Below are 17,488 nucleotides of genomic sequence, written 5' to 3'. Positions count from 1 at the left end.
CTGTGTCATTGGGGGAGCGTATACAACAGGTAAATCAGAAGATTGAAGACGCGTGTCAGCGCAGTAACCGTGTACGTGAGGAAGTGAACGTAATTGCAGTTACCAAATACGTCTCGCTTGAAACGACGGGAGCAGTGTTGCAGCATGGTCTTGAGCATATTGGAGAAAACCGCTGGCAGGATGCGCAGGCAAAATGGGAGGCTTTTGGCCAACAAGGCACATGGCATTTTATTGGTCACCTGCAGACGAACAAAGTGAAGGACGTTATTGGAAAATTCCGCTACATACACTCCCTGGATCGTTTATCCCTAGCGAAAGAGCTAGATAAAAAGGCGGCTGCACTGGGTATCCAGGTGGAGACGTTTCTACAAGTTAACATTTCGGGTGAAGAGAGCAAGTATGGATTACAGCCCGAACAGGCACAACCATTTTTACGTGAGATCAGTTCATTTAGCAACCTAAAAGTTGTCGGGCTAATGACGATGGCGCCTCATGAGGAAAACCCTGAGCTTACCCGTCCTGTATTCCGTGGACTTCGTGAGCTTAGAGACGACTTAAATGGACAAGCCTTGACCTCAGAACCAATAACCCAGCTCTCTATGGGCATGTCTAATGATTTTGAAGTAGCCATTGAAGAAGGGGCAACATGGGTTCGGCTGGGTTCAATTCTTGTAGGAAAAGAGGAGGGTTCACGATGGGCGTAATGAATAAATTCATGAATTTCCTAGGGCTCCAGGAAGAAGAAGAGATTGTGGAGCGTGAACGTTTGGCAGCGCAAGAGGAAACTGAGGCAGAACATCAAGAAAATGAAACCTCCAGTCTGGATAAACGTAGAAACCAAAGGGGGAATAATGTCGTGAGCATTCATTCCCAGAAAAATGTTAAAGTTGTCCTTTATGAACCGCGTTCATATGACGAAGCTCAAGAGATCGCCGATCATCTTCGTTCCCATCGCACGGTTGTTGTTAACTTACAGCGAGTGCGTCAGGATCAGGCATTACGCGTGATCGATTTTTTGAGTGGTACAGTATATGCCCTGGGCGGCGGAATTTCTAAAATTGGCGGCAACATTTTTCTCTGTACGCCAGATACAGTTGAAATTCAGGGAGCAATTTCGGAAATACTGGCTGACAGCGAGCAAGATTATAACAGAATGAGGTGAGCCGTTTTTGAGTCCGATGATTTTTAGTTTGTTGGATACACTGTTTAACATTTATTATTGGATGATTATTGCGTATATTCTGATGTCCTGGCTACCTAACGCTAGAGAGAGTTTCATCGGTGAGATGTTGGGTAAATTTGTAGAGCCATACTTAAGTCCGTTTAGAAGGTTTATACCTCCTCTATTCGGGACATTGGATATCTCTCCAATCGTAGCGCTCTTTACGCTGACGTTAGTTCGTATGGGGCTATTCACAATTTTGGGCTATTTATTGTAGGCAGGGTGAGCACAGATGAGTGGTGAAATTTACGAGCATTTTAGTCATGACGAGCGAGACTTTGTGGATAAAGCCTCCGATTGGATAGAACGTGCAGGTAAGTATCATGATATGAAGCTTACTGATTTTCTTGATCCAAGACAGGTTTTTATTTTGCAAACGCTTGTGAATCGCCGTGATGATGTACAGATTCGTTTGGACGGTGGTTATGAAACGGCTGAACGTAAACGCGCGTTGATCGCACCTGACTATCGTTATCTGGATGATGAAGACATGGGTATGCAGGTGATGAGTATCACATCGGATGACCAGAAGATTAGTGAGCTAGAGCATGGGGACTATATGGGTGCCCTGCTCGGGCTTGGGATGAAGCGGGGTAAGATTGGAGATATCCAAGTGCTGGATGACGGATGCCACACTGTAGTGGCTGCGGAGACCGGCGCTTTTTTATCGCTTCAATTGAATCAGGTGCACCGTGTACATGTCTTCACAGAATTGTTGCCGATCGATCAGATGAAATGGTCAGAGAGCAAGCTGGACACGATGGACATCACGGTCGCTTCGCTGCGTCTGGATGGAATCTGTGCAGATGTTTATCGTTTAAGTCGCAGTAAAGTCCTGGTGCCTATTAAGGCAGGGCGTTGCCGTGTGAACTGGAAGGTGGAAGAGGATCCTTCCAAGTCATTGAAGGCTGGCGATGTGGTCTCGATCCAAGGCTTTGGCCGTTTCAAGGTGATGGAGCAGGATGGTATGACCAAAAAAGGACGCTGTCGCGTAAAAATCGGCAAATTTGCCTAGATGTGTTGCAGGAAAACAAGCTTTCTTGTCGAAATGTTTAAAATAAAGGTGTAAAAAACATTCGATGTTTCCGATATACATTGGAGTGCAAAGGGTTATCCTAACCGATACAGATCACAAGGTGGTCTAGCCGTATACTCGTATAGATCTCTAGGGGACTCTGCATACGGATTTTTGGGTTGAACCCATATGCTGCAAACCTTCTCAAGGGAAGGAACTTTTACAGGAGGTGGACAGCATGCCATTAACGCCGCTGGACATACATAACAAGGAATTTTCCCGACGCTTGCGTGGGTATGACGAGGATGAAGTCAATGAGTTCCTGGATCAAGTCATCAAAGATTATGAAGGCGTCATTCGCGAAAACAAAGAACTGAGCAATCAGTTGCTGTCCGTTCAGGAGAAACTGGATCATTTTGCAACAATTGAGGAAACGCTCAGCAAAACAATTATTATCGCGCAGGAAGCTGCCGATGATGTGAAGAATAACGCGAAGAAGGAAGCACAGTTGATCGTGAAGGAAGCAGAGAAAAATGCGGACCGCATCGTCAACGAATCTTTGGCTAAATCGCGTAAAATTGCTTTAGAAGTTGAAGAGCTCAAGAAGCAAGCTTCCATCTATCGTGCTCGTTTCCGTACACTTGTTGAAGCACAGCTTGAATTGTTGTCTCAAGATGGTTGGGAAGCGCTGGAGAGCCGGGAGCAGGAAGTCCGTGATCGGGAGCGGGAAATGAAGGAAATTTATTAGTCCACGTGCCTGGTTGACTTTTGTCTGCAAAGAGGCTATAACTATATTCATAATGAATAGTGATTCCATGACGGGTTCAGTACGTTATGATCTCATCCCTCAGAGAGTTGGCATATCGGTGCAAGCCAATGGATGAGTTATAGCCGAATATCTCCCCGGAGAAGTGACGCTGAAGCGGTGACTATGCCGTGCGTAAGCGAAACCGTGAGCCGAACGTTATATCGGCACCCTGCTGAAGTTAGCGGGGCATAAGCGCTGTTGATGACAGAGCATACCCAATTTTATTGGATGTGGTTTGTGATGAACAGAATTAGGGTGGTAACGCGAGCACAACCTCGTCCCTTTCCAGGGATGAGGTTTTTTTGTGTCTAAAAAAAGGCGAACGTCCATGAGCCCCGTAGGGAGCTCAAGGAGAGAGCCAGCGCCGTCCGAGCGAAGCGGACGGCAAAGGGGTTCGCTAAGGCGAACGTCCATGAGCCCCGAAGGGAGCTCAAGGAGAGAGCCACTCGCCGTCCGAGCGAAGCGGACGGCACAGGGGTTCGCTAAGGCGAACGTCCATGAGCCCCGTAGGGAGCTCAAGGAGAGAGCCACTCGCCGTCCGAGCGAAGCGGACGGCAACCGAACCCACGCAGTGAGGCTCTGCGGCGTTCACGCAGGGAACGAGCCGCATTAGAGCTGCCGCAGCGCACGAACACACATCCCATAGCGCCGTAGACTCTCCCAAGACAAACCCATCCCGGGTGTCCAGAGGGCGGAGCGCCTATGGGGTCCCCCTTGGCAAGGGGGATTTAGGGGGATTGAAACGCTTTTGTGGACGGTCCACAATTTAACAGCTGAAAGGAAGATGATCATCATGCAACGAGTTGATGTCAAAGAAAAAGCGCGGGCTAGAGAGCTACGCATGTTAAACAAATGGAAAACAGAGAACACATTCCAGAAATCGATTGAGAATCGTGAAGGTAAGCCCAACTTTGTATTTTACGAAGGACCACCAACAGCCAATGGTAAGCCGCATATTGGGCACGTATTGGGTCGGGTCATCAAGGACTTTGTGGGACGTTACAACACGATGAAAGGGTACCGTGTCGTTCGTAAAGCAGGTTGGGATACACACGGTCTTCCAGTTGAATTGGGTGTACAGAAGAAACTGGGTATCTCTCACAAATGGGAGATCGAGGATTACGGTGTCGAGAAATTCATCAATGAATGTAAGGCCAGCGTATTTGAATATGAACAGCAATGGCGTGACCTGACAGAAGGAATCGGTTATTGGACAGATATGGATCATCCATATATCACGCTGGATAACAACTACATCGAGAGTGTATGGAACATCTTGGCGACAATCCATGAGAAGGGGCTGCTCTACCGCGGTCACCGCGTTAGTCCGTATTGCCCATCTTGTCAAACAACGCTTAGTTCTCACGAAGTTGCACAGGGATACAAGGATGTTAAAGATCTAAGTGCTACAGCGAAATTTAAGCTGGATGACAGTGGTGAATTTGTCCTTGCTTGGACAACAACGCCTTGGACACTTCCTTCTCACGTTGCACTTGCGGTGAATCCGGATATGGACTACTCCCGTGTGCGTCAGGATAACGAAGTATATATCTTGGCGACCAACCTTGTAGAAAAAGTAATGAAGGACTCCAAAGGGGAGTATGAAGTGATCGGAGCATTGAAGGGTTCTGATCTGGTTGGTCAAACCTATAGCCCTCCGTTCAACTACGTACAGGCTGAGAAAGCAAACATTGTCCTTGGAGCAAGCTTCGTAACAGATGCAAGCGGTACGGGTATCGTACACATGGCCCCTGCACATGGTGAGGATGACTACCGTGTATGCCGTGAGAATGGAATCAGCTTCGTGAACATGGTGGATCTTGAAGGTAAGTTTGTAGCAGAGGTTACAGACTTTGCCGGACGTTTCGTGAAGGACTGCGATATTGATATCGTACGTTATCTGTCAGAGAATGGGCGTTTGTTTAGCAAAGAAAAATATGAGCACAGCTATCCATTCTGCTGGCGTTGTGATACACCACTTCTGTACTATGCAATGGACAGTTGGTTTATCCAAACGACAGCGATCAAGGATCAACTCATCGCAAACAACAGTGATGTAGAATGGTATCCAGGTCACGTTCGTGAAGGCCGTTTCGGTAAGTTCCTGGAAGATCTGGTGGACTGGAACATCAGCCGTGATCGTTATTGGGGAACTCCGCTCAACATCTGGGTATGTGAAGAGACGGGAGAACAATTCGCTCCACATAGCATCGCTGAATTACGTGCTCGTGCGGTAGGGGACGTGCCTGAGAATTTGGAGTTGCATAAGCCGTATGTAGACGATGTAAAGGTGTTGAGCTCTTGTGGTAAATACGAGATGACACGTACACCAGAAGTCATCGACGTTTGGTTTGACAGTGGATCGATGCCGTTTGCTCAACAACATTATCCGTTTGAAAATAAAGAAACCTTTGAACAGCAATACCCAGCAGATATGATCTGTGAAGGTATCGACCAAACTCGTGGCTGGTTCTACAGTTTGCTGGCGGTTTCTACACTTCTGACAGGCAAAGCGCCTTACAAAGCGGTTATGGCAACAGGCCACGTATTGGATGAGAGTGGACAGAAAATGTCCAAATCCAAAGGTAATGTCATCGACCCATGGGAAGTTATCGAAGAATATGGTACAGATGCATTCCGCTGGGCATTGTTGTCTGACAGTGCACCATGGAATAGCAAACGTTTCTCCAAAGGGATTGTCGGTGAAGCTAAATCCAAAATGGTGGATACACTTGTCAACACACACGCATTCCTAACGTTGTATGCCACGATTGATGGATTTGATCCACAGGAGCATCCGTTCAAGCTCTCTTCACACAAGCTGGATCGTTGGATTTTGTCCAGACTGAACAGCCTGATCCTAGTTGTAGAAAAAGCGCTCGCTGTGAATGATTACTTGAATTCTTCCAAAGCGATCGAAGCGTTTGTGGATGAGCTGAGCAACTGGTACATCCGTCGTTCCCGTGACCGGTTCTGGGGAGCTGGATTAACAGAAGATAAACTGGATGCCTATCGTACACTTACTGAAGTGCTCGTGACTACAGCGAAGCTGGTGGCTCCATTTACACCGATGCTGGCAGAGGATATCTATCTGAACCTGACTACGGGTGAGAGTGTGCATATGGAGGATTATCCGGTAGCTCAAGAGGCATGGATTGATCTGAAGCTGGAACAGGATATGGAAACAGCACGCCGGGTCGTTGAATTGGCTCGTAACGTACGTAACGAAACAGGCATCAAGACACGTCAGCCATTGTCCGAGTTGATCGTATCACTAGATAAAGGCTTCGACTTGGATAGTTATGAAGAGATCATCAAGGAAGAGATCAATGTGAAGGCAATCCGTACAGAGAATGATGATGCGGAATTCGTTGACTTCTCATTGAAACTGAACTTGAAAGTCGCAGGGAAGAAGTATGGTAAAAATGTTGGATTCCTGCAGAATTTCTTCAAAGGCATGTCCGCTGACGAAACTCGCAAAGTTGTTACGGAAGGTGTACTGAATGTGGTTTCTCCAGAAGGAGAAGAGCTGCAAGTGACTCAAGAGGAACTGCTGGTAGATAAGCATGCCAAATCAGGTTTTGCTTCTGCGTCTGGTTATGGTTTGACGGTAGCGCTCAATACGGAAATCACAACAGAGCTGGAACAAGAGGGCTGGGTTCGTGAAGTGGTTCGTGCTGTTCAGGATACTCGGAAGAAGCTGGATCTACCGATTGAGAAAAGAGTCCGTTTGACACTGGACGTAGATGCGGAGCTTCAAGTAGCCATCCAGGCATTTGATGATGTACTGCGTGAGAATGTCCTCGTAACTGAAGTTACATTTGCTAAAGTGGATAACATGGTACAGATCGAAGCTGGTGGCAAAACGTTCGGTGTTTATATCGAGGCGTAATGTCCTGATCTGAAGCTTGAGTACAGGTTGAATGAGTCATGATCTCAGTTACGATGGAGTAGCCCCATTTTAAATGGGATAGAATATACCTTAAAGCGCATGTTCAAAAAGGACGGTTTTCAGTACCGAGAAGATGGGATGAAGCTAGAAATGGAGTAGCGGAGCGTAGGCAGAACTACGTGAGCAACGGACATTTCGGCTGAATTCCATCTTCGACGCAGAGATGCTCTTAGGCATCTTTCGTAATTAAAAGCGGACTTTTTGAACAACCTATTAAAGACAAAACGAGCCTTAGATGCAAGGATAAAAATCCCTGTATCTTGGCTCGTTTGGTTTTTCGGCAAATGGGCAATGATTGCTATTGTGCAGTCACTCTATTCTAAAGGACTGAGCGAAACATGAACGATAACGAGAAACAAGGTGCTTCACCTTTGTCAGCAACGAACGATGCAGATGATAAAATCGGAGAGCTTCATACGTTAACCAATCGAATTGCTAATGAGCTCGAACGGTCACGTATTGCTCAATATACAGAGCTGTTGAACCGACCGTGGAAATTAATCGGACTTAACCTGTTATCTGGAACTGCCCGGGGTGTAGGAATTGCCATTGGCTTTACCTTTTTTGCAGCAACCATCATTTATGTGTTACAGGTACTGGGAGCACTTAATCTACCTATTGTAGGTGATTACATTGCGGATATCGTCAGAATCGTACAACGCCAGCTCGAACTGAACTGAGCACCTATTAAAAGAGGGTAGAAGTCAGTACAGATCGTCCGAAGATGAGTCAGGCTCTAGAAGGTCATCGCCTTCTCGATTTTCTAGATACTGTCGATATTGCCGATTACGGACGATGGACACGTCATGACCATAGATGTCGGTTGCAACAAAGCTCTCGTAGGCTTCAACACAACCTTCAATCTCATCCGTGGCCTCGATTGCCATGACGTCATAACTATCAATGTCTCGTCCTTCAGCCATCGCCGGTGAATTAGAGCTTCCCCAGCTTTCAACGATCTGCCAAGCATCTTCTCCATCGAAGCCATTTTGATCATCTCGTTCATCCAAGCTGGTTCGGCCAAAAGCAGGAGCAAGAAATTCCTCCTCCACCGGTCGATTCTCAGAAACAACGGTCTCGGGTTGATGTTTTTTGCAGTATTTGGTGTAAGGAACTGCCTGCATGCGTTCAAAATTAATGGGTTGCTGACAGACAGCGCATATGCCGTAATGTCCCTCTTGAATGGCATGAAGAGCAGAATCAATTCGTTCCAATTGGAACTCATCGTGCTCCAGCAAGGAAATATCTTTTTCACGGTCGTACATTTCGGTAGCTAGATCACCGGGATGATTATCGATTGGCGATAATTCACCTGTCTGAAATCGCATTGAATCACCCAGACCATAATGTTCGTTCTGCTTGAGCCTGTGCTCAATATCCTGCTTCTCGGTAATAAGCTGAGATTGAAGGGATTGTAGTTGTTTGGCTGTAAAATGTGACATCATGTTCCCCCTTTCTGCTCCATGCATAAGCCGGATGTGGACTCTACTGTAGGATGTACCATTGCGTGCGGGAATACAGAAGGGAATTGTTATCGTTTTTACCAACCGATTTGCAGCACAGCGCGCCCGTGGACGATTTCTAAACAGCTGTGCTACAATGAACAAGTCTGGCGTTAAGCCTGGTATCGTTTGGAAAAGACAAGATCGGAGTGACAAACAAACGTGGTGTATTATATCCTCGCTTTTATCGTATTTTTGGTGGATCAGGGAACAAAATTCTTAATTGCAACTCGGATGGAACTAAGAGAAGAAATCCCAGTGATCGGCAATTTCTTTGTCATCACATCACATCGCAACTCGGGTGCAGCCTTTGGCATATTACAGGATCAACGTTGGTTCTTTATTGTCGTTACTTTGGTTGTCGTTGTTGCATTGGTCTGGTATTTGCAAAAGGTAAAGGATACCCCGCACAAATTGCTGCCTATAGCGCTTAGTTTAGTGCTTGGTGGAGCAATTGGAAACTTCCTTGATCGCGCATTAACCGGAGAGGTTGTCGATTTTATCCAGCTTAATTTTGGAACGTATACGTTCCCTATCTTTAATATCGCTGACTCGGCAATCTGTATTGGTGTAGCACTGATCATCATCGAAACCTTGCTTGAGGGACGTCGAGAGAAAGCTGCTGCACAGACTGAAAGGAATGAACAACATGAGTAATTTACACAAGGAAGAACACAATAACGAGAACACATCAACTGAGGAACTGCGTATGAATGTTGATGATGAGATCACGAACGATGAACGTATGGAATGGATCATTTCTCTTGAGCATAAGAAGGAACGAATCGACAAATATATTACTGAATCTATAGATAATGTATCGCGTTCTCAAGTACAGCTATGGATATCAGAGGGAAATGTTACTGTGAATGGCGCTGTGGTCAAAGCAAATACGAAATTAGCAGAAGGTGATCTTGTTGTACTGCAGATCCCTGAGCCGAAAGCAGTAGAGATCATTCCAGAAGATATTCCACTTGAAGTTGTATACGAGGATAGTGACGTTATCGTCATTAACAAACCTCGGGGGCTTGTTGTACATCCCGCACCTGGACATACATCGGGTACGCTCGTGAACGCGCTGATGCATCATTGCAAAGACTTGTCCGGGATTAACGGAGAACTGCGTCCAGGCATTGTGCATCGTATCGATAAGGATACATCGGGTCTACTCATGGCTGCCAAAAATGATCGGGCGCATGCCTCATTAGCTGCACAGCTTAAGGATCATAGCGTCAATAGACGGTATATCGCGCTTGTTCATGGCCACTTAAGCCATGATCAGGGTACAATTGATGCACCCATTGGACGAGACACCAATGACCGTAAAATGTTTACGGTAACAGAGCGAAACAGTAAGCATGCTGTTACTCATTTCAACGTGACGGAGCGGATCAACGACTATACCTTGTTGGAACTGAAGCTGGAGACAGGACGAACCCATCAGATTCGTGTGCATCTGAAATTTATCGGACATCCACTTGTTGGAGATCCGGTATATGGACGAAACAAAGGCATCAAAATGCAAGGACAGGCCTTACATGCTGCGATCTTGGGTTTTGTTCATCCGACCACAGGAGAGTATCTGGAGTTCTCTGCTCCGATCCCGCAGGATATGGAAGATGTTCTCTCCTCACTACGTAGCCGCTGACTTCTCGTGAAAGTACAAATGTTCAGATACTTTGTCCATGGCTAAGCCTCCGCAAATGCTTCATATTAAAGTGTAGAAATTTGCGTCAAACGAGGAGATGAACACGTAATGAGTATCGATAAATATCAAGAAACGTACATTCAAACTAATTTTGCCGACCGCATTGGCGGCTCCAACTATGGTAAAGACACAAACATTTATAAATTCGAGAAAATTAAGCGCGCTAAAGCGTCAGCCAAAAAGGATTTCCCTGATGTAGAGCTGATTGACCTTGGTGTAGGCGAGCCTGATGAAATGGCAGATGCAGGTATCGTAGCTGCACTGGCGCAAGAAGCTTCCAAACCGGAGAACCGTGGTTATGCTGACAATGGTATTCCTGAATTCAAGGAAGCTGCTGCAGCTTACCTGAAGAACGTATTTAACGTGGATGGTATTGATGCAGATACGGAAATTGTGCATTCTATCGGTTCGAAGCCAGCACTGGCAATGATGCCTTCTTGCTTCATTAACCCAGGCGATGTAACGATTATGACGGTGCCAGGATATCCAGTAATGGGTACGCACACGAAATATCTTGGTGGAGAAGTGTTCAACATTCAGTTGACGAAAGAAAATAACTTCTTGCCTGATCTGACAGCGATTCCTGAAGACATCGCCAATCGTGCAAAATTGCTTTATCTGAACTACCCAAATAACCCAACGGGTGCAAGTGCAACGGTAGAGTTCTTCACCGAGGTTGTTGAATGGGCGAAGAAATACAATGTAGTGGTTGTCCATGATGCTCCTTATGCAGCCCTTACGTATGATGGCAAAAAACCATTCAGCTTCTTGTCTGTACCTGGTGCAAAAGACGTTGGGGTTGAACTGCATTCCTTGTCTAAGTCCTACAATATGACAGGCTGGAGAATTGGTTTCGTAGCAGGTAATCCGCTTGTTGTCAAAGCATTCAGTGATATTAAAGACAACAACGATTCCGGTCAATTCATTGCGATCCAGAAGGCTGCTGCTTATGGATTGAATCACCCGGAAATCACTGAAAAAATTGCAGAGAAGTATTCCCGTCGTCATGACATGCTTGTTGCTGCATTGAACGAACTGGGCTTCCAGGCTGAAAAACCTAAAGGTTCATTCTTCCTTTATGTTGAAGCGCCAAAAGGTGTAGTTGGTGGACGTCGCTTTGAGTCTGGGGAAGATTTCTCCCAATTCTTGATCCGCGAAAAATTGATTTCTTCTGTACCTTGGGATGATGCAGGTAATTTCGTTCGTTTCTCCGTTACTTTTGTAGCGCAAGGAGAAGAGGAAGAGAAACGTGTTATTGCTGAAATCAAACGCCGCCTGAGCGATGTACAGTTTGAATTTTAATTGTAACTTTTAATTCAACACAAACATTTGTATGAATAAGATAGATCACAGAAGAGACCGGTAACGGTCTCTTTTTTGTGTTTTAGGATAAATTTCCCTTTACAAAAATATACAAGCAACATATTATAAAGTCTTTACGTTGTTTTTAAAGACAGAAGTTGTTATTGAAGGGAGTTATGGAAATTGTTATCTTCACGTACAAACACAGTGTCTAGTTCTGTAGGAACTGGCAACACGCTATCGGGATTATTACGATTGTTAAGGCCTAAACAATGGACTAAAAATGGATTATTATTTGCAGCATTACTGTTTTCTTTTGAAGAAATTCGCACCGAAACGGTTCTAACGACGATACTTGGTTTTATTTTATTTAGTCTGGTTGCAGGCTGCGTTTATATTCTGAATGATTATGTGGACAGAGAAAGGGATCAGCAACATCCGGTGAAGAAATTTCGCCCTCTTGCCTCAGGGCAGGTGAATCCGACGCATGCCCTTCTATTTGGTGCCTTGCTGTTGATTGGCTCAGTAGGAACAGCATTTGTGGTCAACTCGATATTCGGCGTATTGTGTATCGTGTACTTTATATTGAATGTATCTTATTCATTTGTGCTGAAACATCTTGTGATATTGGATATGATGACCATTGCTGCTGGCTTTGTGTTACGGGCAATTGCAGGTGGAGTGTTAATTCATGTTCCTTTTACACCATGGTTTCTAATCTGTACGCTGTTACTTTCGCTTTTTCTGGCCATTGGGAAACGGAGAAACGAACTTACTTTGCTTGAAGGCAATACTGGCTCCCATCGCAAGGTTCTTGATAACTATTCGATTACCTTGTTGGATCAGTTTAATACTATTGTTACAACAGCAACCATTATCAGTTACTCGTTATTTACATTTACGTCGGATCGAACAATACACCTCATGTGGACGATTCCTTTAGTTATTTATGGTATGTTCCGTTACCTGTATTTGATTCATATGAAGAACCAGGGTGGTTCACCGGATCGGGTATTATTTGAGGACAAGCCTATACTTATTACCGTGATACTGTATGTGATTAGCGTAATCTGCATTTTTGCTATTTTCGAATAAGGCGTTTGTGATTTCTAGAGCGTAAGGGGGATCAAAGTGAGAAGTACAAAAATTGCGATATTTGATATTGATAAAACGATTATACGTACCGATTCCATGTTTCAATTCGTGCATTATGGTGTTCGGCGTTACCCAGAACAATCGTGGAGATTACCTGTGATTGCTCTACACACACTGATGTTTAAGGCAGGGCTTATGAGTGTTGAACGAGTCAAACGCTCGTATTTTAAAGGGATTGAACGTATGACGGAAGCAGATCTAAGTCATTTTTTTGACTCCAAATTGCGGAAAGCCATCTTTGCTGAAGCCAGTGTGGAGATGCAACATCGCAAGGAGGCGGGGTATCATGTTTTGCTCGTTACAGCATCTCCACATGCGTACATGAAGTATTTTGAGAACTTCCCTTGGGTCGATCACGTAATTGGAACAGAACTTGTTCGCCATGATCAAGGATATACGTGTATCGTTGAAGGCTTGAATTGCAAAGGTGAGGAGAAGGTACGACGTATACAAGCATATCTCGATCAGAAGGGCATGGTCATTGACTACGATCAGTCCTGCGCTTACTCAGATTCCTTGTCTGATATGCCGGTGATGCAGCTCGTGGCACAGCGGTATTTTATCAACAGACATGTGCCGGAGACGGAGGCGTTATCGTGGGGGAAATAAGAAGTCGCCATACGGGAAAACTGCTAATGCTTATCTCTGCTTTTCTTACAGCGACAGGTCAACTGTTCTGGAAATGGGGACTGACGGACTGGTTTTTCTTGGGTGCCGGCTTCCTATGTTACGGATTGGGTGCAATTTTGATGATCAAAGCCTTCGCGTTGGAAAAGTTGTCAGTTGCTTATCCCTTGATGTGTGCCAGTTACATTTTTGCACTGATCTATGGATATTTCCTACTTGGTGAGGATATTACCGTCCAAAAGCTGGCAGCCGTTGTATTGCTCGGAATTGGGGTGACATTGACTAGTGTTGATCGATAGCTGGATGATTGTTGTGCTCATTGTGATGACGTTATGCGGGGCGATGGGGGGAGCAGGATTGAAAGCCTATGCGACCAGCCGCAGACGAATACATGTATTGATGGGACTCGGCTTCTATGGTACAGGAGCACTGCTTAATATTTTATTATTGAAGTTTCTGCCACTGACGGTGGTATTACCTGCCAATGCACTCACCTATGTGTGGACGCTGTTCATCGCTCGATTTGCATTTAAGGAAAATGTCGGCAGACTGCGCTGGCTAGGCGTCATTTGCATCATGGGTGGGTTATGTTTTCTCGTACTGTAGTCCGGGCGAGGCTACTCTACCTACAGCTTGGTCTTAAGTTCATAACATGTTTGTAATCAAAGAAATTGGATGTGAGTGCATGAAATTTTCTGAATACATATTTTACAATCGCAAAACGAATTGGGCAGCACTATACTTGTTCGTTGGTTTTGCCCTTTTTTACGGTGTCATGAATCTGGCATACGTAAGTTATATTTCGGAAAATGCAGATCGCTTGGCAGTCTACTCGCCATTCAGTACACATCTTTTTCCGCTTAATTTATTCAATTTCGATCCATCGATGTATTACGGAACCAATAGCTCATCTATCATTCATCCGCTAATTTCGTTTATGGCTCTTGCTCTGGGCGCTGGAGCGCAGTTGTTAGGTGGCAATGGATTCTTTCTCGTCCTGCAATCCTTTATAAATGCTGCTTCTGTTGTATTGGTATTTGTTTTTCTAAGTAAGAAAGACAGAACGATCACGATACCGTTACTTTTTGCGCTTTTATTTGGTTTTAGTTCATATCTGATGTTCACGGCTTTAATTCCTGATTCCTACCCATATGTGCAATTTGTAATCTTGTTATCTGTGGTATATCTGCAATATTCTCGGGAACAGAATGAAGTTCGTGTTGTACCTCATGCTGTTCTGGCCACTGTGAATTTTGGGTTAACATCAACCAATATTGTTCCATTTGCTGCTGCATTATTTGGCAATATGCGAACGTGGAGAAGTAAGGCTGGATGGACAAAATTTATCGGCATTATGTTATTGGCAGGTGCCTTGATTGTAATATTTACCGTTATTCAATATGTATCCCTCGGTGGACGAAGCTGGGTAACCAATTGGCTGCTGGGTATTCAAAACGGAGGAACGAGTTATGCAACACCTTTTCAGTTCGCCGTTCACTGGAAAGCACTGAATTTATTAACCATTAATCCGATCTTAACGCCAAAAGTTATTTTGCTTGACCCGAGTATGGTTGCGTTTGTCACGGATCTCACACGATCCAACCCAATATATGTGCAAATTACAGGTGTGTTCATCTTGCTTATTGCTCTTACCGGAGCAATCAAAGGTATTCGGGAACGTGAAGTCTGGACACTGCTTCCTTATGTTATATTTGCGTTTTTGCTTCATATTGTCGTTGGTTTTGGACTCGCTGTATTCCAATATGACATGTATCTGTATGCTGGGCATTATTTGTTTGCTTTCTTCCTATTAGGTGGAGGATTTGTTACTGGTTTACGTCAGGGAACGGGAAAAAAAGTGCTGGTTGGTTTATTGATCGTAAGTATACTCATAACAGCAGGCAATAATATATATCGTCATGTTGAGACACTCACAACCATTAAACAGTCCTACGAGCAATTAGGGAAGAAGGCTGTTGTTGAGTAGCAGAGTTGGAATTAATCCGTCGATTGTTCTACTCGTGATAACAAATAATGATGTGCCTATTCATGAAAAAATATCTTATCGTAATGGTTCATTAAATACATTCACGAAACCTTTTATAACCCTTTACCGCATTATTAATGTGGGAAAAGGGTTATTTTGGTGTACAGCCTTGAATAATTACCTATGGATAAATATACAGATTTATTGTATAATTATGAATGACGAATGAAATGTAGTGTGCATGGATGTTTTTCAGCCCTAATGCTGATTCTAAGAGAATCACAGCAGAGGAATTTCGCCTGTTATGGTGAGGTGTTGACAGGGGGTTGTCTTTCTGTCATAATTCATGAAGATAAAACGACCTGATGGATAATAGCACCCTGTGAGGTACTGCCAGATGGACGTCATGAATAGCACCTTTAAATCAGTCCCGTGAGACTGGCAAGGTAACGTGAACGATACATCGTTTATTTGCTGCGGCAAATGAGATGATGCATCCCCGAGAGTAAACTTTCTTCAGCGTAGACTGAAGTTTGGAGACTCCTTGCCATTAAACACGGCAAGGAGTCTTTTTTGTTCTCCTCGTCACGGGGCCATGATCTGAAAGGAATCCTGAGGAGGCTGAACGCATGAGCACAGAAACACATGTCATTATGGATGAAACGGCGATCCGTCGCGCTTTAACAAGGATTGCCCATGAGATATTGGAGAAAAACAAAGGCATTGACGGATGCGTACTTATTGGAATTCGAACGCGGGGTGTGTATCTTGCGGAACGAATTGCAGCCAAGATCGAAGAGATCGAAGGTACGCCAATCCCCTGGGGAGAACTGGATGTAACCCCTTATCGTGATGACCGCCTTGATGTAGCTGGCGAGACACGGAAGGAACTTTTGATTATGACACCTGAATCACTTTCCATTCATAACAAAAAAGTGATTTTGTTCGATGATGTGCTGTATACCGGCAGAACGATTCGCGCAGCAATGGACGCTCTGATGGATTGCGGAAGACCGCAAAACATTCAACTGGCCGTTCTTGCGGATCGCGGTCACCGCGAGCTTCCGATTCGCCCTGATTTTATCGGCAAAAATGTACCGACTTCCAAATCAGAGGAGATCGAGGTTGCACTCATGGAGACGGATGGACAGGACGAAGTCAAAATCATTCAGAACCGGGGGGAGCAAGCATGATGATTACACAACCAGCATTGAAAGATCGCAGCCTGTTAGGACTTAAAGAATTAAGTCGTGGAGAGATAGAATCAATCCTAAACAGAGCGGCTCACTGGGAAGCTCAACAAGAGAAACTTGTCCCTGTTCTAGAATCACGATTTGTCGCTAACATGTTCTTCGAGAACAGCACACGCACTCGTTTCTCCTTCGAAATGGCAGAGAAACGACTAGGTGCTCAAGTGCTGAACTTTACTGCGGCGGCGTCTAGTGTAGAGAAAGGCGAGTCCATCTACGATACGGTGCGAACCCTCGAATCCATGGGCATTGATGCAGGGGTTATTCGCTTGAAGCCATCAGGAGTTCTGCAACAGTTGGCGCAAAAAGTGAATGTGCCGCTGGTGAACGCGGGAGACGGCAATAACGAGCACCCGACACAGGCTTTGTTGGATCTGTACACGATGCGCAAAGCGTTCGGTGAGCTAAAAGGTCTGCGTGTTTCCATCATCGGAGACATTAAGCATAGCCGGGTCGCTCGATCCAACCTGTGGGCGTTGCAGAAGTTTGGTGCAGATGTACGCTTCTGTGCTCCAGAAACGATGCAGGCACCTGAACTTGCAGAGCATGCTCCATATGTAGAGCTGCCAGATGCTTTGGATGCGGATGTAGTCATGATGCTTCGGGTTCAACTCGAACGTCACAAGCAAGGAATTATTACCTCGGCAGAGGATTATCGCGAACACTACGGATTGACGGAAGAACGGGCGGCAAGCCTTAAACCAAGTACCATCATTATGCATCCAGCACCTGTAAACCGTAACGTCGAAATTGACGACGCGGTTGTCGAAAGTGCGGCATCGCGGATTTTCCCGCAAATGGCAAATGGAGTTCCAATCCGCATGGCGGTTATGGAACGTGCGATGAAGCTGTAGCAACGTTGGGCTCAAGGGCATAGGCTTACGGATGAGAGTTCTTATAGAGCAATAAGAGGGTAAACGATAAACCAAATCATCCGGCTTCTAGGAAGTCGGACAGAAC

General features: G+C 45.2%; 19 protein-coding genes and 1 other annotated feature. Of the genes, 17 read left to right on the top strand and 2 right to left on the bottom strand.

Annotated features, from left to right (window positions below):
• The first annotated feature begins 2 nt into the window (after positions 1–2).
• The 5 genes from MH215_RS02775 to MH215_RS02755 all read left to right on the top strand — a co-directional run bounded on the left by MH215_RS02775 (position 3) and on the right by MH215_RS02755 (position 2,985).
• Complete coding sequence (locus MH215_RS02775; RefSeq protein ID WP_056696164.1) at positions 3–704, top strand: YggS family pyridoxal phosphate-dependent enzyme; 702 nt, start codon at positions 3–5, stop codon at positions 702–704.
• Positions 695–1,162 (top strand): cell division protein SepF, encoded by a 468-nt coding sequence (locus MH215_RS02770; protein ID WP_128102843.1) that lies wholly within the window; start codon positions 695–697, stop codon positions 1,160–1,162. The genes MH215_RS02775 and MH215_RS02770 overlap by 10 nt, the downstream gene beginning before the upstream one ends.
• 16 nt (positions 1,163–1,178) lie before the next feature.
• Positions 1,179–1,439: a YggT family protein gene (locus tag MH215_RS02765; protein ID WP_056696907.1), complete on the top strand. Its 261-nt coding sequence runs from the start codon at positions 1,179–1,181 to the stop codon at positions 1,437–1,439.
• 15 nt (positions 1,440–1,454) lie between these two features.
• Positions 1,455–2,237, top strand: a complete 783-nt coding sequence (locus MH215_RS02760) for a YlmH family RNA-binding protein (RefSeq protein ID WP_239287858.1) — start codon at positions 1,455–1,457, stop codon at positions 2,235–2,237.
• Positions 2,238–2,475: 238 nt separating this feature from the next.
• The gene (locus MH215_RS02755) at positions 2,476–2,985 is read left to right on the top strand and encodes a DivIVA domain-containing protein (protein WP_056696170.1); all 510 of its coding nucleotides are present in this window, start codon (positions 2,476–2,478) and stop codon (positions 2,983–2,985) included.
• A 58-nt stretch (positions 2,986–3,043) separates the two neighbouring features.
• Positions 3,044–3,331: a binding site (T-box leader), on the top strand.
• Positions 3,332–3,560: 229 nt separating this feature from the next.
• Here the strand turns inward: MH215_RS02755 and MH215_RS29005 are convergent.
• Positions 3,561–3,689 carry a hypothetical protein gene (locus tag MH215_RS29005; protein ID WP_275445950.1) on the bottom strand — a complete coding sequence of 43 codons (129 nt, stop codon included), beginning with the start codon at positions 3,687–3,689 and terminating at the stop codon, positions 3,561–3,563.
• 149 nt (positions 3,690–3,838) lie between these two features.
• Here MH215_RS29005 and ileS point away from each other — a divergent pair, with 149 nt between their 5' ends.
• Both ileS and MH215_RS02745 read left to right on the top strand, forming a co-directional pair.
• Positions 3,839–6,937, top strand: a complete 3,099-nt coding sequence (ileS, locus tag MH215_RS02750) for an isoleucine--tRNA ligase (RefSeq protein WP_239287847.1) — start codon at positions 3,839–3,841, stop codon at positions 6,935–6,937.
• Positions 6,938–7,335: 398 nt separating this feature from the next.
• Positions 7,336–7,677 carry a DUF5665 domain-containing protein gene (locus MH215_RS02745; RefSeq protein WP_239287837.1) on the top strand — a complete coding sequence of 114 codons (342 nt, stop codon included), beginning with the start codon at positions 7,336–7,338 and terminating at the stop codon, positions 7,675–7,677.
• Between the two features lie 24 nt (positions 7,678–7,701).
• On the opposite strand, the gene MH215_RS02740 is transcribed toward MH215_RS02745, so the two are convergent.
• A complete protein-coding gene (locus MH215_RS02740; RefSeq protein ID WP_239288672.1) occupies positions 7,702–8,439 on the bottom strand; it encodes a TraR/DksA C4-type zinc finger protein in 738 nt (245 codons plus the stop codon).
• Positions 8,440–8,661: 222 nt separating this feature from the next.
• Here MH215_RS02740 and lspA point away from each other — a divergent pair, with 222 nt between their 5' ends.
• The 10 genes from lspA to MH215_RS02690 all read left to right on the top strand — a co-directional run bounded on the left by lspA (position 8,662) and on the right by MH215_RS02690 (position 17,382).
• Positions 8,662–9,156, top strand: a complete 495-nt coding sequence (gene lspA / locus MH215_RS02735; RefSeq protein WP_239287828.1) for a signal peptidase II — start codon at positions 8,662–8,664, stop codon at positions 9,154–9,156.
• Between the two features lie 88 nt (positions 9,157–9,244).
• Entirely contained in the window at positions 9,245–10,147 is a 903-nt protein-coding gene (locus MH215_RS02730) for an RluA family pseudouridine synthase (protein ID WP_397339267.1), read from the top strand.
• 108 nt (positions 10,148–10,255) lie between these two features.
• Positions 10,256–11,509 carry an LL-diaminopimelate aminotransferase gene (locus MH215_RS02725; protein WP_239287816.1) on the top strand — a complete coding sequence of 418 codons (1,254 nt, stop codon included), beginning with the start codon at positions 10,256–10,258 and terminating at the stop codon, positions 11,507–11,509.
• Between the two features lie 183 nt (positions 11,510–11,692).
• On the top strand, positions 11,693–12,604 hold the full coding sequence (locus MH215_RS02720; RefSeq protein WP_275445949.1) for a decaprenyl-phosphate phosphoribosyltransferase: 912 nt from the start codon (positions 11,693–11,695) through the stop codon (positions 12,602–12,604).
• 36 nt (positions 12,605–12,640) lie between these two features.
• Positions 12,641–13,273: an HAD family hydrolase gene (locus MH215_RS02715; protein WP_239287814.1), complete on the top strand. Its 633-nt coding sequence runs from the start codon at positions 12,641–12,643 to the stop codon at positions 13,271–13,273.
• Positions 13,274–13,299: 26 nt separating this feature from the next.
• On the top strand, positions 13,300–13,590 hold the full coding sequence (locus MH215_RS02710; protein WP_275445992.1) for an EamA family transporter: 291 nt from the start codon (positions 13,300–13,302) through the stop codon (positions 13,588–13,590).
• The gene (locus MH215_RS02705; protein WP_239287810.1) at positions 13,577–13,897 is read left to right on the top strand and encodes a permease; all 321 of its coding nucleotides are present in this window, start codon (positions 13,577–13,579) and stop codon (positions 13,895–13,897) included. Before MH215_RS02710 ends, MH215_RS02705 begins: the two co-directional genes overlap by 14 nt.
• 79 nt (positions 13,898–13,976) lie before the next feature.
• A complete protein-coding gene (locus MH215_RS02700; RefSeq protein ID WP_239287808.1) occupies positions 13,977–15,278 on the top strand; it encodes a DUF6080 domain-containing protein in 1,302 nt (433 codons plus the stop codon).
• A gap of 629 nt (positions 15,279–15,907) precedes the next feature.
• Entirely contained in the window at positions 15,908–16,471 is a 564-nt protein-coding gene (gene pyrR / locus MH215_RS02695) for a bifunctional pyr operon transcriptional regulator/uracil phosphoribosyltransferase PyrR (protein WP_145045564.1), read from the top strand.
• Positions 16,471–17,382 carry an aspartate carbamoyltransferase catalytic subunit gene (locus MH215_RS02690; protein WP_145045883.1) on the top strand — a complete coding sequence of 304 codons (912 nt, stop codon included), beginning with the start codon at positions 16,471–16,473 and terminating at the stop codon, positions 17,380–17,382. The genes pyrR and MH215_RS02690 overlap by 1 nt, the downstream gene beginning before the upstream one ends.
• The last annotated feature ends 106 nt before the right edge of the window (positions 17,383–17,488 follow it).

The sequence above is a fragment of the Paenibacillus sp. ACRSA genome, from assembly GCF_022346845.1.
GTDB lineage: Bacteria > Bacillota > Bacilli > Paenibacillales > Paenibacillaceae > Paenibacillus.
This window is presented reverse-complemented; position numbering and strand designations above follow the sequence as displayed.

Coding starts and splice junctions, on each gene's coding strand:
- MH215_RS02770 (WP_128102843.1), top strand. CDS start 695: ATGGGCGTAATGAATAAATTCATGAATTTCCTAGGGCTCCAGGAAGAA.
- MH215_RS02765 (WP_056696907.1), top strand. CDS start 1,179: ATGATTTTTAGTTTGTTGGATACACTGTTTAACATTTATTATTGGATG.
- MH215_RS02760 (WP_239287858.1), top strand. CDS start 1,455: ATGAGTGGTGAAATTTACGAGCATTTTAGTCATGACGAGCGAGACTTT.
- MH215_RS02755 (WP_056696170.1), top strand. CDS start 2,476: ATGCCATTAACGCCGCTGGACATACATAACAAGGAATTTTCCCGACGC.
- MH215_RS29005 (WP_275445950.1), bottom strand. CDS start 3,689: ATGGGATGTGTGTTCGTGCGCTGCGGCAGCTCTAATGCGGCTCGTTCC.
- ileS (WP_239287847.1), top strand. CDS start 3,839: ATGCAACGAGTTGATGTCAAAGAAAAAGCGCGGGCTAGAGAGCTACGC.
- MH215_RS02745 (WP_239287837.1), top strand. CDS start 7,336: ATGAACGATAACGAGAAACAAGGTGCTTCACCTTTGTCAGCAACGAAC.
- MH215_RS02740 (WP_239288672.1), bottom strand. CDS start 8,439: ATGTCACATTTTACAGCCAAACAACTACAATCCCTTCAATCTCAGCTT.
- MH215_RS02730 (WP_397339267.1), top strand. CDS start 9,245: ATGGAATGGATCATTTCTCTTGAGCATAAGAAGGAACGAATCGACAAA.
- MH215_RS02725 (WP_239287816.1), top strand. CDS start 10,256: ATGAGTATCGATAAATATCAAGAAACGTACATTCAAACTAATTTTGCC.
- MH215_RS02710 (WP_275445992.1), top strand. CDS start 13,300: ATGCTTATCTCTGCTTTTCTTACAGCGACAGGTCAACTGTTCTGGAAA.
- MH215_RS02700 (WP_239287808.1), top strand. CDS start 13,977: ATGAAATTTTCTGAATACATATTTTACAATCGCAAAACGAATTGGGCA.
- pyrR (WP_145045564.1), top strand. CDS start 15,908: ATGAGCACAGAAACACATGTCATTATGGATGAAACGGCGATCCGTCGC.
- MH215_RS02690 (WP_145045883.1), top strand. CDS start 16,471: ATGATTACACAACCAGCATTGAAAGATCGCAGCCTGTTAGGACTTAAA.